The 17,228-nt window shown below is 64.3% G+C and carries 14 protein-coding genes; 5 read left to right on the top strand and 9 right to left on the bottom strand.

Going from position 1 to position 17,228, the window contains the following annotated elements:
• Positions 1 to 16 precede the first annotated feature (16 nt).
• Positions 17 to 2,140, top strand: a complete 2,124-nt coding sequence (locus tag B8115_RS11825) for a TonB-dependent receptor (protein ID WP_010628011.1) — start codon at positions 17 to 19, stop codon at positions 2,138 to 2,140.
• 58 nt (positions 2,141 to 2,198) lie between these two features.
• Here B8115_RS11825 and B8115_RS11820 read toward each other — a convergent pair whose 3' ends face one another.
• From B8115_RS11820 to B8115_RS11810, 3 genes are read right to left on the bottom strand one after another with little or no spacing between them, the layout of a single operon-like run.
• Positions 2,199 to 3,230 carry an iron ABC transporter permease gene (locus tag B8115_RS11820; protein ID WP_010628010.1) on the bottom strand — a complete coding sequence of 344 codons (1,032 nt, stop codon included), beginning with the start codon at positions 3,228 to 3,230 and terminating at the stop codon, positions 2,199 to 2,201.
• Positions 3,227 to 4,231 carry an iron ABC transporter permease gene (locus tag B8115_RS11815; protein WP_010628009.1) on the bottom strand — a complete coding sequence of 335 codons (1,005 nt, stop codon included), beginning with the start codon at positions 4,229 to 4,231 and terminating at the stop codon, positions 3,227 to 3,229. Before B8115_RS11815 ends, B8115_RS11820 begins: the two co-directional genes overlap by 4 nt.
• Positions 4,225 to 5,052 carry an ABC transporter substrate-binding protein gene (locus B8115_RS11810; protein WP_010628008.1) on the bottom strand — a complete coding sequence of 276 codons (828 nt, stop codon included), beginning with the start codon at positions 5,050 to 5,052 and terminating at the stop codon, positions 4,225 to 4,227. The genes B8115_RS11815 and B8115_RS11810 overlap by 7 nt, the downstream gene beginning before the upstream one ends.
• A 207-nt stretch (positions 5,053 to 5,259) precedes the next feature.
• Here B8115_RS11810 and B8115_RS11805 point away from each other — a divergent pair, with 207 nt between their 5' ends.
• Positions 5,260 to 6,087, top strand: coding sequence for an ABC transporter ATP-binding protein (locus B8115_RS11805; RefSeq protein WP_010628007.1), 828 nt, complete (start codon positions 5,260 to 5,262; stop codon positions 6,085 to 6,087).
• A gap of 94 nt (positions 6,088 to 6,181) precedes the next feature.
• Positions 6,182 to 7,096 carry an ABC transporter substrate-binding protein gene (locus B8115_RS11800; protein ID WP_238539215.1) on the top strand — a complete coding sequence of 305 codons (915 nt, stop codon included), beginning with the start codon at positions 6,182 to 6,184 and terminating at the stop codon, positions 7,094 to 7,096.
• A 58-nt stretch (positions 7,097 to 7,154) separates the two neighbouring features.
• On the opposite strand, the gene B8115_RS11795 is transcribed toward B8115_RS11800, so the two are convergent.
• From B8115_RS11795 to fhuB, 4 genes are all read right to left on the bottom strand, one after another.
• Positions 7,155 to 7,427, bottom strand: a complete 273-nt coding sequence (locus B8115_RS11795; protein WP_010628005.1) for a type B 50S ribosomal protein L31 — start codon at positions 7,425 to 7,427, stop codon at positions 7,155 to 7,157.
• Between the two features lie 82 nt (positions 7,428 to 7,509).
• Entirely contained in the window at positions 7,510 to 9,180 is a 1,671-nt protein-coding gene (locus tag B8115_RS11790; protein ID WP_010628004.1) for a multidrug ABC transporter permease/ATP-binding protein, read from the bottom strand.
• A gap of 79 nt (positions 9,181 to 9,259) precedes the next feature.
• Complete coding sequence (gene fhuF / locus B8115_RS11785; RefSeq protein WP_010628003.1) at positions 9,260 to 10,039, bottom strand: siderophore-iron reductase FhuF; 780 nt, start codon at positions 10,037 to 10,039, stop codon at positions 9,260 to 9,262.
• A gap of 47 nt (positions 10,040 to 10,086) precedes the next feature.
• The gene (gene fhuB / locus B8115_RS11780; protein ID WP_010628002.1) at positions 10,087 to 12,072 is read right to left on the bottom strand and encodes a Fe(3+)-hydroxamate ABC transporter permease FhuB; all 1,986 of its coding nucleotides are present in this window, start codon (positions 12,070 to 12,072) and stop codon (positions 10,087 to 10,089) included.
• Between the two features lie 184 nt (positions 12,073 to 12,256).
• Here fhuB and B8115_RS11775 point away from each other — a divergent pair, with 184 nt between their 5' ends.
• Complete coding sequence (locus B8115_RS11775; RefSeq protein WP_010628001.1) at positions 12,257 to 14,353, top strand: TonB-dependent receptor; 2,097 nt, start codon at positions 12,257 to 12,259, stop codon at positions 14,351 to 14,353.
• A 349-nt stretch (positions 14,354 to 14,702) separates the two neighbouring features.
• On the top strand, positions 14,703 to 14,981 hold the full coding sequence (locus tag B8115_RS11770) for a hypothetical protein (RefSeq protein ID WP_238539214.1): 279 nt from the start codon (positions 14,703 to 14,705) through the stop codon (positions 14,979 to 14,981).
• Here the strand turns inward: B8115_RS11770 and B8115_RS11765 are convergent.
• Entirely contained in the window at positions 14,958 to 16,208 is a 1,251-nt protein-coding gene (locus B8115_RS11765) for an MFS transporter (RefSeq protein WP_010627999.1), read from the bottom strand. The two genes, B8115_RS11770 and B8115_RS11765, sit on opposite strands and share 24 nt — an antisense overlap.
• Positions 16,208 to 17,227 carry a methyltransferase gene (locus tag B8115_RS11760; RefSeq protein WP_202949081.1) on the bottom strand — a complete coding sequence of 340 codons (1,020 nt, stop codon included), beginning with the start codon at positions 17,225 to 17,227 and terminating at the stop codon, positions 16,208 to 16,210. Before B8115_RS11760 ends, B8115_RS11765 begins: the two co-directional genes overlap by 1 nt.
• Position 17,228: the final 1 nt, after the last annotated feature.

The raw sequence follows: 17,228 nt of genomic DNA, 5'->3' as shown, positions 1-17,228 counted from the left end.
GCAAGGGAATGACCCCATGACCCACAAGACACCTATCGCCTGGCTGGCACCCGCGATACTCGGTTCCACCCTGCCCGGACTGGCCATTGCCCAGACCTCTGACGAAGCCGCCACTTCGCCCGATCTTTCGCCCGTGGTGGTAACCGCGACCCGCAACCGCAGCCAGGCAGGAGAAACGCCCCAGAAGGTCACCGTCATCACCCGCGAGCAGATCGAGCAGCAGTTGGCCATAACCCAGGACCCCGGCCAGGTACTGAGCAACCTGATTCCATCCTACTCGCCGAGCCGTCAGAAGCTCTCCAATACCGGCGAGACCTTCCGCGGTCGGTCGCCGTTGTTCCTGGTCGATGGAGTGCCGCAGTCAACCCCGCTGCGCGATGGTGCTCGAGACAGCTACACCATCGACTTGGCGATGGTCGAGCGCATCGAAGTGATCCACGGTGCCAGCGCCGAGCATGGCCTGGGCGCCACCGGTGGCATCATCAACTTCGTCACCCGGCGCGGCAGCGGAGAGGGGATCAACCAGCATGCAGGAGTCAGCCTGACCAGTGACGACAACTTCGAGTCCGAGGGCTTCGGCTACAAGCTCGACTACCGGCTGAGCGGCCATAGCGGCGCCTGGGAATACCTGGGCGCCATTAGCCGCCAACAGCGCGGCGTCTTTTTTGACGGCAACGACGAGATCGTGGGTATGGCCTACCCAGGGGAGCTGCAAAACTCCATCAGCCATGACCTGTTCGGCAAGCTCGGCTACTGGATCGACGACAACCAGAATATCGAGATATCACTCAAGCATTTCGACCTAGAGGAAGGCGACGACTACGTCCCCGTGGTCGGTGATCGAGCGGCGGGCATTCCCACCACGGCACGGCGGGGTACCCCAGTAGGCGATCCCGGCTACAATCGGGTCAGCATGGCTAACCTCGCCTATTCACACGACGACTGGCATGGCAATGCACTCAATGCCCAGCTCTATCGTCAGCGTTTTCGGGCCCAATTCGCTACCACGCCCTTCTTCCCCTACCTAGATGCCGCCGGTGATTCCCACTACGACCAGACTCGTAACGAATCGGATAAGCTGGGCGCCAAGTTCACCATGAGTCGTGACGGCCTGCTGGAGGAGCGTCTAAAACTGACCACCGGCATCGACATACTGCAGGACGAGACGCGCCAGATGCTGGCGCATACCGGCCGCACCTACGTCCCGGAAACCCGGTTTCGCAACTACGCGGCCTTCGTACAAGGCGACCTCAGCCTGACGGACTCCCTAAGTCTGCACGGCGGGGCACGCTACGAATATGCCGAGCTCAATGTCGACGACTTTTCGACCATCGACCGCAGCAACGTCATGCAAGACAACGTCAGCGTGGCCGGTGGCACACCCACCTTCAACGAGACCCTGTACAACCTGGGAGTGGTCTACCAAGCCACCGCCTGGGCTCAGCTCTATGCCAACTATTCCCAGGGTTTCGGTATGCCAGATGTAGGGCGGGTGTTACGAGGTATCGATACTCCCGGACGGGATATCGACTCACTGCTGCAGTTGCAGCCAATCGTCACAGACAACCGCGAAATCGGCGCACGCTTCGACTGGGGGCGCTACGGCCTCGAACTGAGCTACTACGAGTCCGACTCCGATTATGGCGAGCGTCTCACCGATGAAAGCGGTGTCTTTGTCGGCAGCCGCGAGCGCACCGAGATCCAGGGCGTGGAAATCACCGGTGAAATGCGACTCGGAGACGCCCACGACCTGAGCCTTTCGTACACTCATGCCGAAGGTAAATCGGACACTAGTGGCGACGGTCGTGTCGATACCAAACTGACGGGAATCAATATTGCGCCGGATACGCTGCGCTTTGGCTGGAGCGCGGCCTGGAACGATCGCCTTACCTCGCACCTGCAGGCCAGCTACTATTTCGACCGCAGCGTAGATGATCCGGCGCTCGAATTCGACGGCTACGGCCTGATCGATGCATCGCTGGGCTACCGTCTGCCTGCCGGCAGGCTCTCCTTCGGCGTCGAGAACCTGACCGACAAGCAGTACATCACCTACTACTCGCAGTCGGCACGAGCCAGCGACGAATATTACTTCGCCGGCCGCGGCCGCACCTTCACCATCGGCTATCAACTGGACTTCTGAATCCTCGCCCTTCCGGGCCTGGCTTACTGCTTGACGGCGCCTGTGGGCGCCGCTTTTTTTAACGCCAGCGGTAGAGCAGGTAGACGAAGAATGGGGCACCGATGCCAGCGACGAAGATCCCTGCCGGCAGGTCCCGCGGCAGGAAAGCGATACGTCCCAGCAGGTCGGCGAGCAGCACGATCAGTGCGCCAATCAGCGCCGTGGCCGGCACTAGGCCGGTATGGCGGGACGCCACCAGCCGGCGGGCGATATGCGGTGCGAGCAGGCCGACGAAGCTCAATCCGCCGGCGAACGCTACCGCCGCTCCGGCCAGTGCCACGACCAGCAGCAGCAGCGCCAGCCGGGTACGCCGCACCGACGCCCCCAACCCAGTGGCCAGTTCGTCCCCCAGCGCCAACGCATCCAGACGCCGCGCCAGCACCAGGGCCAGCGGCAAACCCACCAGCGCCCAGGGCGCCAGCCCCGCCACGCTGCGCCACTGAGCGGCATAGAGGCTGCCGGTAAGCCACACATAGGCCTGCATGGCCGTGGTATCGGTGGCAAGCACCAGCACCAGGGTGGTACCCGCGCCGAGTGCAGCAGCCAGGCCGATGCCGATCAGCACCAGGCGGGTGGGCGTCACGCCGCGCCCGCTGAGAGCAAGAATCACCAGCGTCACCGTCAGCGCACCTGCCAGCGCCACCCAGGGCAGCCAGGCCTCGCCCAATACCGCTCCGCCCAGCGCCAGGAAGCTCACCGCCGCCAATGCCGCACCACCGGTGATGCCGATCACATCGGGTGACGCCAAGGGATTGCGCACCAGCCCCTGCAACAACAGGCCGGCCACCCCCAGGCACGCACCGACGAGCACCGCCAACACGACCCGCGGCAGACGAATCTCATGCACGATCAGAGCGATGTCGCTGCGGGCGGGATAAAGCAGCGCCTCCAGCACCGCCCCAGGCGACGTCGCCTGACTGCCGAGGCTCAGCGAAGTCAATGCGCTGGCGGCGAGAGCCAGGGCGAGCAGCAACGTCACGACCAGGGTGCGGTGCTCGACACGTAGCGACAGGCGCCCGCGGGCAAGGCGCATCACGACGGCAGCATTCATGGTGCGAAGCTCCGACGCCTGGCGAGATAGAGGAAGAACGGCGTGCCGAGCAGCGCCGTCATCACCCCCACCGGTACCTCCTGAGGCGGCATCAGCAAACGTGCCAGGGTGTCGGCAGCGAGCAGCAGGCCGCCACCGAGCAAGGCGCAGCCGGGCAGCACCCAGCGATGGTCGCGACCGAACAGTGCGCGCACCATGTGCGGCACGATCAAGCCCACGAAGCCGATCAAGCCAGCCAGTGCCACCGAGCCACCGGCCAGCACGATCACCGCCACGCCAGCCAGCAGCCTGACCCAGCCGGTACGTTGGCCCAGCCCCTTGGCAACTTCGTCGTCGAGGATCAATAGATTGAGCTGACGCACCATCAGTGCGCAGAGCACGGCCGTGACCAGGAAGAACGGTAGCAGTGGCATCAAGACATCCAGACCGCGCCCCGCCACCGAGCCGGCCAGCCATAGCAGCAGGCTTTCGAAGCCGTCCTGATCGACGATCAGCAGGCCCTGGGCAAGCGAAACGAACAGCGCCGTGACCGCCACGCCACCCAGTACCGTCCGCAACGGCGAAAGACCGCCACTCCGCTCACGCCCCAGCAACGCAACCAGCAACGCCGCCATCAAAGCCCCGAAGAAGGCCACCCACACCAGTGCCAGTGGCGAGCGCAACGCAAAAAAACTGCTCGCTATCACCACGAAACACATCGCTCCGGCATTGATGCCGAGTATGCTCGGCGCTGCCAAGGCATTGCGCGTCAACGTCTGCGTCAGAGCACCGGCTACCGCCAGGCTGGCACCAACCACGCTCGCGATCAGCGCCCTCGGCAGGCGCTCGGTGCGCAGAATGAGGTGCTCCATCGAGCCCGGATCGGGCGCTACGAAGGCATCGATGAGACTGCCCGGGGCAATCTCGGTGGCGCCGAGCAGCAGGCTGCCCAGGGCGGCAAGAAGCGCCACCATCGCCACCAGCGACAGGCCAATCCAGCGCGACGCAGGTGTACTCAGCACGCTCCGCCCTCCCCCGTCTGCCGCTCGTCGACGAAACCATAGTGTTCATAGAGTTCATCCAGCAAGCGATGGGCAGCGAGGATGCCTGCCCCCATGTTCCAGATCACCGGGTCGACGTAGTAGACACGCCCCGCCTGAACCGCTTCCAGGCGCTGCCACAGCGGGTGAGATGTCCACTCTCGGTGCAGTTCGGCTACCGCCGGCTCGTCGCGCATGAAAACGAAAATGGCATCGGCGTCCATGGCCGGCAGGCTCTCACGGCTTACCAGCTTGACGCCCCAGCCGCTGCGCCACTGTCCTGATGGCCTCAGGAAGCCCAGTTGATCGAGGATGTGGCGAGCAAAGCCGTCGTAGTACAAACGTGCGTGATCGCTGCGAAAGTTGGCCACCGAAACCCGCTGCGGCCAGGCATCGCCCAGTTGTGCCTCGGCACGACAGCGAAAATCGGCAACCCGGCCCCGCCACTCGGCCAGCAGCACCTGCGCTTCAACCTCGCGACCGGTGGCCTCGCCCATCAGTTCGAGCAGCGCCTCGAAGTCGTGAGCGGTATCGGCAATCAGCGTCGGCGCAATGCGCGAGAGCAGCGGATAGAGGCCGGCATGGCGGTAGCCAACCCCGACCACCAGCTCGGGCGCGAGCCCCGCCAGCGCTTCCAGGTCCGGCTGGGTTTCCAGCCCCAGATAGCGTACCCGCTCGGGCAGCTCTTCACGCAGGTAGCGATACATGGGGCGCTCCAACCACGACTCGACCACGCCCACCGGCTCGAGCCCTAGGGCCAGGGCGCTGTCGGTGGCGCCCTGGTAGAGCGTCACGATGCGCACTGGGCGCTCTTCCTGCGATTCCTGGGCACCGACACCTGCAGCTGGCAAAAGGGCCAGTAGGCCCAACAGCAGGACACACAGAGATGGCCTCATGGGCAGAGATGGCCTCACGGAAAGCACTCGAAGCTGAATAGACACGAAGGCGGCGAAAGTGACACACTTACGCCTTTTAATGCAAACCATTATCGTAAAGGATACGATTCCTGAATGCCCACCCACCGCCTGTGCAGCGAGAACCTAAGCGTCGGCTACGAGAATCGTCTGGTGCTCGAGAGCGTGGACTTTCGTGTCGCCGAGGGCCGCCTCACGGTGCTGCTGGGACCCAACGGCAGCGGCAAGTCCACGCTGCTCAAGACGCTGGCCCGGACGCTGACACCTCTGCGAGGCCGTGTTCTGCTCGATGGGCACGATATTCATCATCATCGCACCCGCGAGGTGGCCCAGAGGCTAGGCATCCTGCCCCAGAGCCCCAGCGCACCGGAAGGTTTGAAGGTACGCGAGCTGGTCGGTATGGGACGCTTTCCCTACCAGAGGATCTGGCGCCAGTGGTCGCAGGAGGACGAACGAGCGGTAAGCGAGGCCATGTCTCTCGCACAAGTGACCGAGTTCGCCGAACGCCCCGTGGATGCCCTCTCCGGCGGTCAGCGTCAGCGCTGCTGGATCGCCATGGTGCTGGCCCAGGAGACCGACCTCATCCTGCTCGACGAGCCGACCACATTTCTCGATCTCAAGGTGCAGGTCGACCTGCTGGAGCTGCTGGTACGGCTGGCCCACGAGCGTAGCCGTACCCTGCTGGTGGTCCTCCACGATCTCAATCTGGCCGCCGCTTATGCCGACGTGCTGGTGATGATGCGTGCCGGACGCGTGGAGCATCGCGGCTCTCCCGACGACGTCTTCACCGCCGCCAACCTGAAACAGGTCTTCGGCCTCGACGCCGCAGTGATGCGCGCCCCCAACACCGGGAGACTGGTTTGCGTACCGGCCCTGGGGGGAACCGCAGCGCGGGGAACCATTAGGGAGGAAACACCGGCATGAGTGACGCCCGCCGCTTTTGCACGCGTGGAAGCCTGGCATGCGGTGCTCCCCAAAGAGGGCACGCTGCACTCATGACCTCGGCTCGAGTCATGTCATGCCCGTAATGCTGCTTTGCGGTTTTCGCCGCAGGATACACTCTCGATGCCTGGCCGGAATGCTCAGCTGGCTATGGCTGGGTTGGCTATGGTTGGCAGCCGCCCCGGCAGTGGCCGGCGACAATACACGCGTTGCCACTCTCGACTGGACGCTGGCCGAAACTCTGGTCGCCCTTAGCGAACCTCCCGAAGCGGTGGCTCAGGTAGAGGACTATCACAGCTGGGTCGGCGAGCCCAGGCTGCCAAGCGACGTCTCAGACATCGGGCTTCGCTCTCAGCCCAATGTCGAACTGCTGGCCCACCTAGCCCCTGTGAACATCCTCATCTCCCCGATGTTCAGCCGATTGGCGCCTCGACTCGAGAGGATCGGCGCGGTCGATACCAAAGAGCTCTACACACCCCAGGTGGATACCTGGAGCCAGATCCTCCTTCTGACCCGTGAGCTTGGCGCAGCTTACAGTCGCCAGGATGAAGCCGAAGCGTTGATTGCCGCCACCGAAGCCCGCTTCGAGACGCTACGCCAGACCCTCCCGGAGGAAATGCCGCCTTTGCTGGTCGTACAGTTCATGGACGAGCGACATGTGCGGGTCTTCGGTGAGCACGGCCTGTTCCAGGCCGTGTTGGACCGCCTGGGACTGGAAAACGCCTGGCGGGGCGAGACCAACGCCTGGGGCTTTTCGCTGGTCGGACTCGAGGCCCTGCTCCACCTGGAGGCACGTTTGGTTGTGGTGCAACCCTACCCCGTCGGCATTGAAGAGAAGCTCGCCGCCAGCGCGCTCTGGCAGCACCAGCCCAGCGTGCGTGACGGCAGCATGATCACGCTCCCCCCTGTCTGGAGCTTTGGCGCCCTGCCCTCGGCACAGCGCTTCGCCGAGCTGCTGGTGGCAGAACTGGTAGAAACTTCGGGCACCTGACGTCAAGAGGTGCGGGCTTTATCTGCCCTGCTTTCCGCCTTGGCTTTCCTGAAACTTCCTACCTCGAGTCTGAGGATCGAGGCGTGGAAATCTTACCGAAGCGCTGCTGGAAGCGTGCCACACGCCCCTCGGCGGAAACCCGGCGCTGCTCCCCGGTATAGAACGGATGCGAAGCACTGGAGACATCGAGATCGACGAGCGGGTAGGTTTCCCCGTCCTCCCATACGATGGTCTTGTCCGACTTGCAGGTGGAGCGGACACGAAAGGTCGCACCGCAGCTGGTATCGCGAAACACTACGTAGCCGTAGTCGGGATGAATGCCTTTCTTCATGGTGCCTCCATAAAATGTAACGAAATAACATATCAATTAGATATGATTCTCATTTCCTTGCAAAGCGCCCCTCATACTGCTCCTACACTGGGGTCTGTCGCCCTACCCTCGCCACCGCATCGCGGCTGGCGGCGACACGCTCCTCACCGACCAGTTCATGCAGCTGGCCATCGCACATCTCCAGCAGCCGGTCCGCCTGATCGAAGTAGTGGTCGTCGTGGCTGATCACCACCAGCGTCTTGCCCAGCGCCCGCAGACGCGGCAACAGCTCACGATAGAAGGCTCGCCGGAACTGCGGATCCTGGTCGGCGGCCCGCTCGTCGAGCAGCAGCAGGTCGCGGTGCTCGGCCACCGCCAGCAGCATCGCCAGGCGCTTGCGCTGCCCCTGAGAGAGATTGATATTGGTGACGCGATCGTCTTCGAAGTCGAGCTTGCTGTGCATGTTCAAGGCAGCCAGCCACTCTTCCACCAGCGTCGCATCGGGTGACTCGCCTCCCGGCCCCATCAGGCGGTCGAACAGGTGCAAGTCGGTGTAGATCGCCGAGAAGTGCTGGCGGTAGGTCACCCAGTCCGGCGCCTGCAGTGCCCGGCCATCGACTCGCACGACTCCGCTCTGAGGCTGATAGAGCCCGGTGAGCAAGCGCGCCAGGGTCGACTTGCCACTGCCGTTACCGCCAATCAGAAACACCACCTCGCCACGACGCAGGGTCAGGTCGACAGGTCCTATCGCGAAGCCTGGCCGCGCCTCCTCTTCGGGATAGCGGTAGGTCACCTGCTCGAGGACGATCTCCTGCCAGTCGTGACGCCGCGTATCGCTATCGAAGCTATCGCGGTAATCCGCCAGGGCCAGCGAGCTCAATTTCTCGAACGCTACCCGGGCGTTGATCAGCGTCGGCACGGCCCCCACCGCCTGGATCAAGGGAGCGCGCAGGAAGAGCAGCGTGAGCGAAAAGGTGGTGGCCACCTGCACCGACGCCCAGCCCAGGCCATTGGCCAGAAAGAACACCAGGCCGATGGCGCCCAGCATCATGATATTGAACCAGTTGATCGCGCTGAGGTGGTAGGTGTCGCCGCGCACGATATGGTGCCGGTAGGCATCGGCATTTGGCGTATAGACGTCACGATAGAGCCACTTGGCCCGGTCGCGGTTGAGCGCCAGCTCCTTGCGCCCCCCAATCACCGACTGATAGTCAGCGTAGAGCCGATCCTCGACTTCGCGCAGCTTGGCCATATGCTGGTAGACCCAGGTGACCAGGCGCATGCAGACCGCCACCGTGACCACGGTCCAAAGTGCCGTCACCGCCAATATCGAGGGTGATAGCCAGCCCAGGTAGAGGCAGGCGCCCACGGTAAGTACCCCACCCTGCACCAGCTCCGGCAAGCGCACGAAGGCCACCGTGATATAGCGGACGTCTGTGGAGAGACTAGCCAGCAAACGGGCGCTGCCGATCTGCTCGACGCGCTCGATATCGGTGTCCATGATGCGCTTGATCAACTGCCCACGCAGCCGGAAAACGAAGTGGTGGCCCAGGGTAGTCAAGGCCAGCTGCGACGCGAGGGTGATCACCAACAACAGCGCGATCAGGCCCAGAAACTCTGGCAGGATTCGCCAGGGCTCGGGAAAGGTGCCCAGCAGCCGCTGATTGATAAAGGCGATGACCCCAATGCCCAGCCCAGCACTGGCCAGGCTCAGCACCACCACGGCCACGAAGGGCCAGCGGTAATCCCTCCATACGATCCTGAACAGCTCCATCAACCTTGGCCCCTTCAAAGAGTTGAACGCGCAGCAGCGTGTCTCATAGCCTTTCAGACAAAGCCTTTCAGACAAAGCCTTAGCGGCGTTTCTTGGCCGGCTTGTTCTCCGGCTTCAGCGGGCAGCCACCACACAGCGGCTCATCGGGCAGACGATATTTCACGCAACACAACCGCCGCACACGGGTGGGGATATCACCGCCCAACTCGAGATAGCGCACCGGCTGGTAGAGCGGATTGCGACGCCCGTCAGCGAGCGTCTTGGTGTCGAGATAGCGCAGCAGCGGCTCCCCGGCAGCGGTAAAATGTGGATGCCGCGAACAGGTCTGGCCCACGTATTCAACGTAGTGGCCGAGGTTGCTCCAGAACACCTTGGACGAAAGCCCCGAGCACTCGGCCAGTGCCTCGATCAAGGGCGCACAAAAATCATCGAACAGCGTGGTGAAGCGGGTCTCGAAGTAGAGTGACGCCAGGGAAGCGCCGCCATCACGCAGCCACAGGTGAGTCGCCTCGTCCCGGTCGCCCAGCTCGACGCGCAGCACCTCGGGCTGCACCGGCAGCGCCCGCCCCAACAGCAGGTTGGCTACCAGGGACGGTATCGAGACCAGGCTGAAAAGATACTTCGACCAGATCGACGCCGCCGCCATTCGATCGACCCCCTCACCGAAACTGGCCGTATAGCGTGCCAGCAGCTCATCGAGCATTGCCCGGTCGAGCAGCGCACTGCCAGGCAGTGTCGCCACATCAGGGGCACCGAAGGCGGGAACTTTCAGGTTGTCCAGGGGCGGCTGACGATAGAGCGCGAGCAGCGACTCGACCGGATCCGCCTGGCGAGTGATGAGCTCCGCTGCGTGAGTCATGCGTACCTCCTGTATCCATCACTTATCGACTGGGCGTCGACTCGACATCACAGCCTGCGCAGCCCCCACATGAAGTAGGCGCCACCGATCAACGATGCGACCAGCCCTGCCGGCATGTCGTAGGGGAAGATCACCTGGCGACCCAGCCAGTCGGCCAGCACCATCAGCAGCATGCCCACGAGTGCCGCACCCAGCAGGTGATGGCGGGCGCGTGACAGCCCCAGCAACCTGGCCATGTGCGGCGCCAACAGCCCGACGAATGAGAGCGGCCCCACCACCAGGGTGGCGCAGGCCGTGAGCAGGGCCACCAGCAACAGCAGCACCAGGCGAGCACGATTGAGGGCAATGCCCAGCGCCAGCGTGGTGGGCGCCCCCAGGGGGAGAATGTCCAGCCAGCGGGTCAGCGGCAGGGTGCACAGCGTGAGTAACGCGGCCAGCGTCCCTACCACCAGAGCACTGGTGAGATCGACGTAATAGGTAGAGCCCGCCAGCCAGGCGATCACCTGCTGCCCACGGGGATCACCGCCTGCCAGCATCACGCTGCGCACCGCATCGAACAGCGCCGTGACCGCCACCCCGGTGAGCAGCAGGCGCTCCGGTACGAAGCCGCTGCGGCGATTGAGTGCCACCAGGATCAGCAGCGTGGCAAAGGCCCCCAGGGTGCCGACGCCGACCAGCATGCCGCTGGTCGGCGCGGGTAGCAGAAAGATCCCCAGGATCAGGGCGATCGCACAACCACCGCTGATACCCAGTACCTCGGGGCTGGCCATGGGGTTGGCAGAGAGGCGCTGCAGCAAGGTACCGGCCACCGCCAGCATCAAGCCGCTGGCCGCCGCCGCCAGCACCCGGGGCATACGCCACTGCATCACGTTCCAGTTATCCGGCGACAGCCAGTACCAGCCATTCACCCCCTGCCCCAGTAGCAGACCCAGGGCGGCAGCCATCAGCAGGCCAATGGCCAGGCGCGTGGCCAGGCGTTCGGGGGCGGGATGTCGGTTGGCCTGCACGGCTGACGGCTGTGGTGCCCGGTTACCTTGCAGCTTCAGGCGCGGGATCAGCCACAGCAGCAGCGGCGCGCCAAGGGCACCTGTCACCGCGCCGGTAGGAATCAGCATCGGCACCAGACCAGTGAAGTTCTGCAGTAGCAAGTCGGTAGTGGCCAGCAGTACCGCCCCCAGCAGCGTGCCCCATAGCAGCCGCTCGCTAAGGCGGCGCGCCCCCGCCAGGCGCACGATATTGGGCGCAGCCAGGCCGATGAAGCCGATGATGCCCACCACGCTGACGATGCTACCGGTGATGAATACCGCCAGCCCCATGCCCGCAAAGCGCAGATGGGTAAGCGACACACCCAGACTCTTGGCGCTGGCATCGTCCAACTCCAGCACCGCCAGGGGGCGCAGCAGGAACCAGGCCAGCACGCAGCTGATGGCCAGCCGCGGCCAAAGAATCGCCACGCCATCCCAGCCATTCTGGGCCAGTGAGCCGGCGCCCCAGATCAACAGGCCCGAAAGTGCCTCGTGATTGAACAGCAGCAGCGCCGTGGCCAACGCCCCCAGGTAGAGGTTCACCACTAGCCCGGCCAGCACCACCACGATAGGCGCCAAGCCCCGCCGCCAGGCCAGCATGAACACCAACCCCACCGCCAAGCCGCCACCGGCAAGCGCCACCCACTCGCGGCCAAAGGACAGCAGCCCCGGCGCCAGCAGGGTCGCCGTCATCAACGCCAGGTTGGCCCCCGAAGCCACCCCCAGGGTGGTAGGTGACGCCAGCGGGTTGCGCAGCACTTGCTGCATCAGCACCCCGGCCAGCGCCAGGCCACCTCCGGCCAGCAGCGCAACCGAGAGCCGTGGCCACCAGGCGTAATGCAGCAGCAACTGGTCGATATCCTCGAACGAGGGCGACAACAGCGCCTTGAAGCCCAACGCCATACCGCCCTGGGCCTCCAGGCCCAGCCAGAACAGCACCACCAGCGGCAGACTCAGCAGCCAGCAGGTAAGCGCCGGCATACCGCCGCGCATCGTGTGCCCCATCATATTTGCCTCGCCTGCAGCCCTTGCCACACCCGGCGGCACCCTTTCGTCAGCCATGCGGCTCCTTTCGCTCATCGATTCATCAGCTCATCAACTAACGCTAACAATTATCATTGATATCTTAATTGTGAATGATACTCTTTCCCGCCTAGCAACACCACTCGAGTCTTCCAGGCAAGGGAATCCCATGAAGAAACGCATAGCCCTCGGTTTCACCGTGGTTGCCAGCTCGGCCGCCATGACCCTTCACGCCCAAGAACGCCAGGACACCATGGTGGTAGTGGGATCGCGCACCCCCTCCCAGATCAACCAGATACCCGGCGCGGTGTGGATAATCGAAAAGGAGGAACTACAGCAGCAGATCGAAGCCGGCGCCGATCTCAAGACGGCTCTGGGCAGGCTCGTGCCCAGCCTCGACATGGCCCCCGAGGGGCGCACCAACTATGGCCAGAACTTGCGCGGCCGCACCGTACAGGTATTGATCGACGGCGTGTCGATGAACAGCTCTCGGGGCCTGTCCCGTCAATTCGACTCCATCGACCCCTTCAACATCGAACGCGTCGAGGTGCTCTCCGGGGCCAGTAGTCTCTATGGCGGCGGCGCCACCGGCGGCATCGTCAACATCATCACCCGTAAAGGCCGTGTCGGTGGGCCGGATTGGCGCACCGAGGTCGGAGTCACCACCGGCTTCAATCGCAGCAGCGATCTCGACAGGCGGATCGCTCAGTCGGTCAGCGGTGGCAGCGAACGGGTGCAGGCCTATCTCGGCACCGCCTTCCAGGATAATGGCCGCCAGTTCGACGGTCGCGGTAACGAGATCTTCCCCGATCTCGCGCAGACCGACCTGCAGGACAATCGCAGTATCGACGTGCTGGGCAACCTCACCTTTCAGCTGAATGACGCTCAAACCCTGGAACTCGCTGCCCAGCTCTACCGCTCGGGCTACGAGGGGGATCGTGGGGTCTACTTCCCCCACCTGGACGCTGCCAGTCCCAGCCTGGAGGACGCCGAGATCCGTGACGGCTATCGTTCCGACCGCGACCCAGCCACCGATCGCAAGATGGTCAACCTGCAGTACCACCACGCTGACCTGCTGGGGCAGAACTTCTATCTGCAGGCCTTCCATCGCGAGGAGGAAGCCAGCTTCCAGGCCTTCCCCTACCCGGTCGCCGGCGGCTCCGAGTTCCGTGCCTCCCAGCAGAACACCGAGCTCAGCGGCCTAAAGGCGCTGTTCGATGCACGACTGAACGAGCGTATCGGCCTCATCTATGGCCTGGATTACGATCGCGAGAGCTTCGACGCCAGCCAGATGACCTTCGACAAGGCCGTATCCGACGCCACTGGCGGGCTGGTACAGGAACAGGCCAGCATCGCACCACGCTATCCCGGCTACCGGGTCGACACTCTCGCCGCCTTCGCCCAGCTCGACTGGCAGGCGACCGATGCTCTCAAGCTATCGGCCGGTGTTCGGCGCCAGCACTCCGACGTCGAGGTCGACGACTTCAACGGCATTCCCGGCGGCGAGAACGACTACGACGCCACCCTGCTCAACGCCAGCGCGCTCCACGACTTCGGCAACGGCCACCAGAGCTGGCTGCGCTACAGCCAGGGATTCGAGCTTCCCGATCCGGCCAAGTATTACGGCCGTCCGGGCATTAGCGTCGGCGCGAACCCGCTCTCCGCCATCGAGACCGACCAGGCTGAACTCGGCTGGCGTTACCAGGGCGGCGACTGGGTGGCCCAGGCGGCGGTCTACTACGCCTGGTCCGACAAGGCCCTGGAAATCAACAGCGGCGACCTGAGCGTCGACGTGATCGACGACAGGAAGCGCGACTACGGTATCGAAGGTGCCCTGACCCGCTACTTCTCGGACGGCCTCGAAGTCGGCGGCACTCTGCATCTGGTGCGCTCGGAGCAGGAGAACGACGAAGGCGGATGGGAAAAGCGCGATGCCCGCTATGCCTCGCTCTCCTCGGCGACCGCCTTCGTCGGCTGGCGAGACCACGTCCATTCGGCCCGCCTGCAGGCCAACCACACCTTCGACCTGGAGGATGACGCCGATCGCAGGATCGACGGCAACACCACCCTGGACCTGGCGCTGAGCCGACAGACCGACTTCGGCAAGTTCAGCCTCGGCGTGCAGAACCTGCTGGACGAGAGCTACTCCACGGTGTGGGGCCAACGCGCGGCGATGTTCTATTCACCCTACTATGGCCCGGAATACCTCTACGACTACCAAGGCCGCGGACGCACCTACAGCCTGACCTGGTCGATGGACTACTGACCCGCCTTCATCGTGATGCTCGCCCCCTCAAGCCCATTCTCGCCCCCCGCAGCCGACCCGCGCTTCGCATGCGTGGAAGATACTAGAGGTCAAGGAAGCACCAGACGTAATGGCCGAGCACCACCTGCGACTCAACAGGATCAACTTGCAGCCTGAGTTTGACAGGAAACTTCCCACCAACCAAAATGCAAATAAATCTCATTGAGATTTCCTATGGTGCCCTATGAACACGGAACGCTCCCAGCTGTACTACACGTGCGTCTTCCTGCACGTCTCCTTCCAGGCCGTGCATAACTCGGTAGCCACTTCTCCGAAGCGGGATGACACACCCTGCTGGCTGGATGCCCAGATGCTACGCATGCTCCTCAGCGAACTGCAGCGCTGCCGAAGAGAGGCAGCACCTTTCAAGGAAGTCCGGCAGTCGCTGGATACTGCGGTCTATCACTGCGGCCTGCTGATGGCCCAGTGCCCTGCCGCCCTTGATCGCCAGCTCTGCCAACACCATCTCGAGGCCATCATGGCACCGCTCAAGGAAGCCACGGCCCAGCTCTCAGGTAATGCCAACCGCACGGCTGTCAGCCGTGCGTCGTCGCCCGGCCAGCGCCTACGCAGCTGGCTTGGGTGGTAGAACTCGGGACAGCGCCGACTCAAGCCTGCCCGCTGTGGGTAGCGTCAGCGCGCCCACCGCCACCATGCCCAGCGCCAGCACCATGAACATCCCCGCGTAGCCCAGCCCATCCAGCAGCACCCCGGCCAGTATCGGCATCGCTAATCGAGAGAGGGTGAACAGGCTCGCCTGCAGACCGTAGTCGAGCGCACGATACCCTGGCCGTGCGAAGTGCATCATCAGCCCGAACACCAGCCCCGAGAGCGCCCCCATGGCACAGGCCAGCAGCCCCGCGCCCGCCAGCCATAACGTCTGCCCAGCCGCCATATGGCTCACCAGACCCAAGCAGGCCAAGGCTAACGCCCCCAGGCCAGCATAAAGCGGCAGCGCACGGCCAATGCCCAGCCCCTGCGTCAAGCGCTGTCCCGCCAGGCTCGCCAGTGCTCCCGCCGTTCCACCGCCAACCCCAACCCACCAGGCGACCTGCTCCGCCGGCATGCCAAGATCGAGCAGCAGTGGCTTGAGATAAACCCAGCCAGCTCCGACGAAGGGAAATAGCAACATCAGTAGCACCACCCAGATGGCGGCGGATGGCTGGAGAAAGAATCCGCCAATACTCGTACTGCCCTGCGGCAAGTCGTGTGTCGATGTACTGCTCGTCGGCCCACCTTCCCCCTGCGCGGGGGTCTCGAGTGCGCACAGTATGATGCCGCCGACCGCCAGCAGTAGAGCCATCAACACGAAGGGAGCGGTCCCGCCCGCTCGCTGGTGCAACACCAGCAGCAGGCCACCGCCGACTACCGCGGCCAGGAACAGCGCCGCCGAGCGAATGCTGCCCGCGCGCAGCCGCTCCCCGGCGGGCAGGCAGCGAATCGCCAGCGCATTGACGGGTACATCGGCCCAGGTCGCCAGCAGGCTGATCAGCAACACCCAGGCCACAAAGCGCAGCGGCTGTGTCAGCGGCAGGTCGTACGCCAGCCCCAGTAGCGCCAGACACAGCAGTACCCCGAGCAGGCCGGCCCAGGCCCGATAACCGCCGCCCGCCGGCCGGCATCGCTCCACGGGAAATGCCATGAGCAACTTGAGCACCGCCGGCAGGCCCGCCAATTGCAGTAGGCCGATCTGGGTACCGCTCCAGCCCTGCTCGCGCAGTACCAGCGGCATTCCCAACAGCAAATAGATACTGGGCAGTGCCAGAGCGAAGTGGAGCCAACCGAACGCCAGCTGTCTGACTGTCAGTGAACGCATCACTCCACCCTCCGCCGTGCCACCAAGGCAGTGGCAGGGGCCATGGCCAGATTGATCGGCTGCTCCTCGCACACCTCGAAGCCATGAGCCAGCAGCGCGTCGCGCAGCTCGCCGGCATGGGTCACCCGGCGCCCCTGCCACAACAACGGCAGGTAGTAGGAGAGCATGCGGCGTGCCGCCTCGGGTGCGGCGGGAATTTCGGCATGCACACAGATCAGCTCACCCCCAGGATTCAGGGCGGTATGTAGATTGCGTAGGCTGGCCGAGAGGTTGGGCACAAAGTGCAGCACCGAGGAACACCAGATCACGTCGTATCCGGTGCCGAGGGTATCCGTCTCCAGATCGCCGCCACGCGCTTCGAGTCGCGCGGTCAGGCCGGCTTCAGCAATCTGCTGCGCGGCGACCTTGGCGGCCTCGGGCAGCTCGAAGACCACCCCGGTCATGTGCGGAAATGCCTGAACCAGGGCGATGGCGACTAGCCCGGGACCGCCACCCAGATCCAGCAGCCGCCTGGGTGTATTACGGCATACGCGCCGTGCCACCAGTTGGCAGGCGGCGGGCGCCGTCACTGCCACCTGCTCACGCGCCAGGTGGCCACGCGCCGCCGCTGCCCAGCGCTCACCGCTGGCCAACGGCGCTGGCTGGTCCGCGCCATGCAGGCCCGCGGGCAGTGTGGCGCCGAAGTCACGCATCGATGCGAGCCGAAAACGCCACGCCTCACCGCAGTAAAGCGCCGACGAAGCGACCAGGTAGCGCCGTGCCGCTGCGCTGCTGGCATAGTGCCACTCACCCGCTCCTTCCCGGTTCCGCTCGAGCAGTTGCATACTCCACAGCAGCGTCAGCCAATGATGAGTCGTTGCGGGGCGCCATCCCCGTCGCCGCGCCAGGGTTTCAGGCGTGCAAGGCGTTATCAGCGTCTCGAAGAGGTCCTCTGCCAACGCCAGTTGCAGAGCTTCGGCCTGCACCGCGGCAAGTGCCAGGTCCCAGCAGGGTTGCAGGGGATGAGGGGGCGCATCCACG

Origin of the sequence: Halomonas sp. KM-1 (assembly GCF_000246875.1) — a bacterium.
Taxonomy (GTDB): domain Bacteria; phylum Pseudomonadota; class Gammaproteobacteria; order Pseudomonadales; family Halomonadaceae; genus Halomonas; species Halomonas aerodenitrificans.
This window is presented reverse-complemented; position numbering and strand designations above follow the sequence as displayed.

Coding starts and splice junctions, on each gene's coding strand:
- B8115_RS11825 (WP_010628011.1), top strand. CDS start 17: ATGACCCACAAGACACCTATCGCCTGGCTGGCACCCGCGATACTCGGT.
- B8115_RS11820 (WP_010628010.1), bottom strand. CDS start 3,230: ATGAATGCTGCCGTCGTGATGCGCCTTGCCCGCGGGCGCCTGTCGCTA.
- B8115_RS11805 (WP_010628007.1), top strand. CDS start 5,260: ATGCCCACCCACCGCCTGTGCAGCGAGAACCTAAGCGTCGGCTACGAG.
- B8115_RS11800 (WP_238539215.1), top strand. CDS start 6,182: ATGCCCGTAATGCTGCTTTGCGGTTTTCGCCGCAGGATACACTCTCGA.
- B8115_RS11795 (WP_010628005.1), bottom strand. CDS start 7,427: ATGAAGAAAGGCATTCATCCCGACTACGGCTACGTAGTGTTTCGCGAT.
- B8115_RS11790 (WP_010628004.1), bottom strand. CDS start 9,180: ATGGAGCTGTTCAGGATCGTATGGAGGGATTACCGCTGGCCCTTCGTG.
- fhuF (WP_010628003.1), bottom strand. CDS start 10,039: ATGACTCACGCAGCGGAGCTCATCACTCGCCAGGCGGATCCGGTCGAG.
- fhuB (WP_010628002.1), bottom strand. CDS start 12,072: ATGATGGGGCACACGATGCGCGGCGGTATGCCGGCGCTTACCTGCTGG.
- B8115_RS11775 (WP_010628001.1), top strand. CDS start 12,257: ATGAAGAAACGCATAGCCCTCGGTTTCACCGTGGTTGCCAGCTCGGCC.
- B8115_RS11770 (WP_238539214.1), top strand. CDS start 14,703: ATGCTACGCATGCTCCTCAGCGAACTGCAGCGCTGCCGAAGAGAGGCA.
- B8115_RS11765 (WP_010627999.1), bottom strand. CDS start 16,208: ATGCGTTCACTGACAGTCAGACAGCTGGCGTTCGGTTGGCTCCACTTC.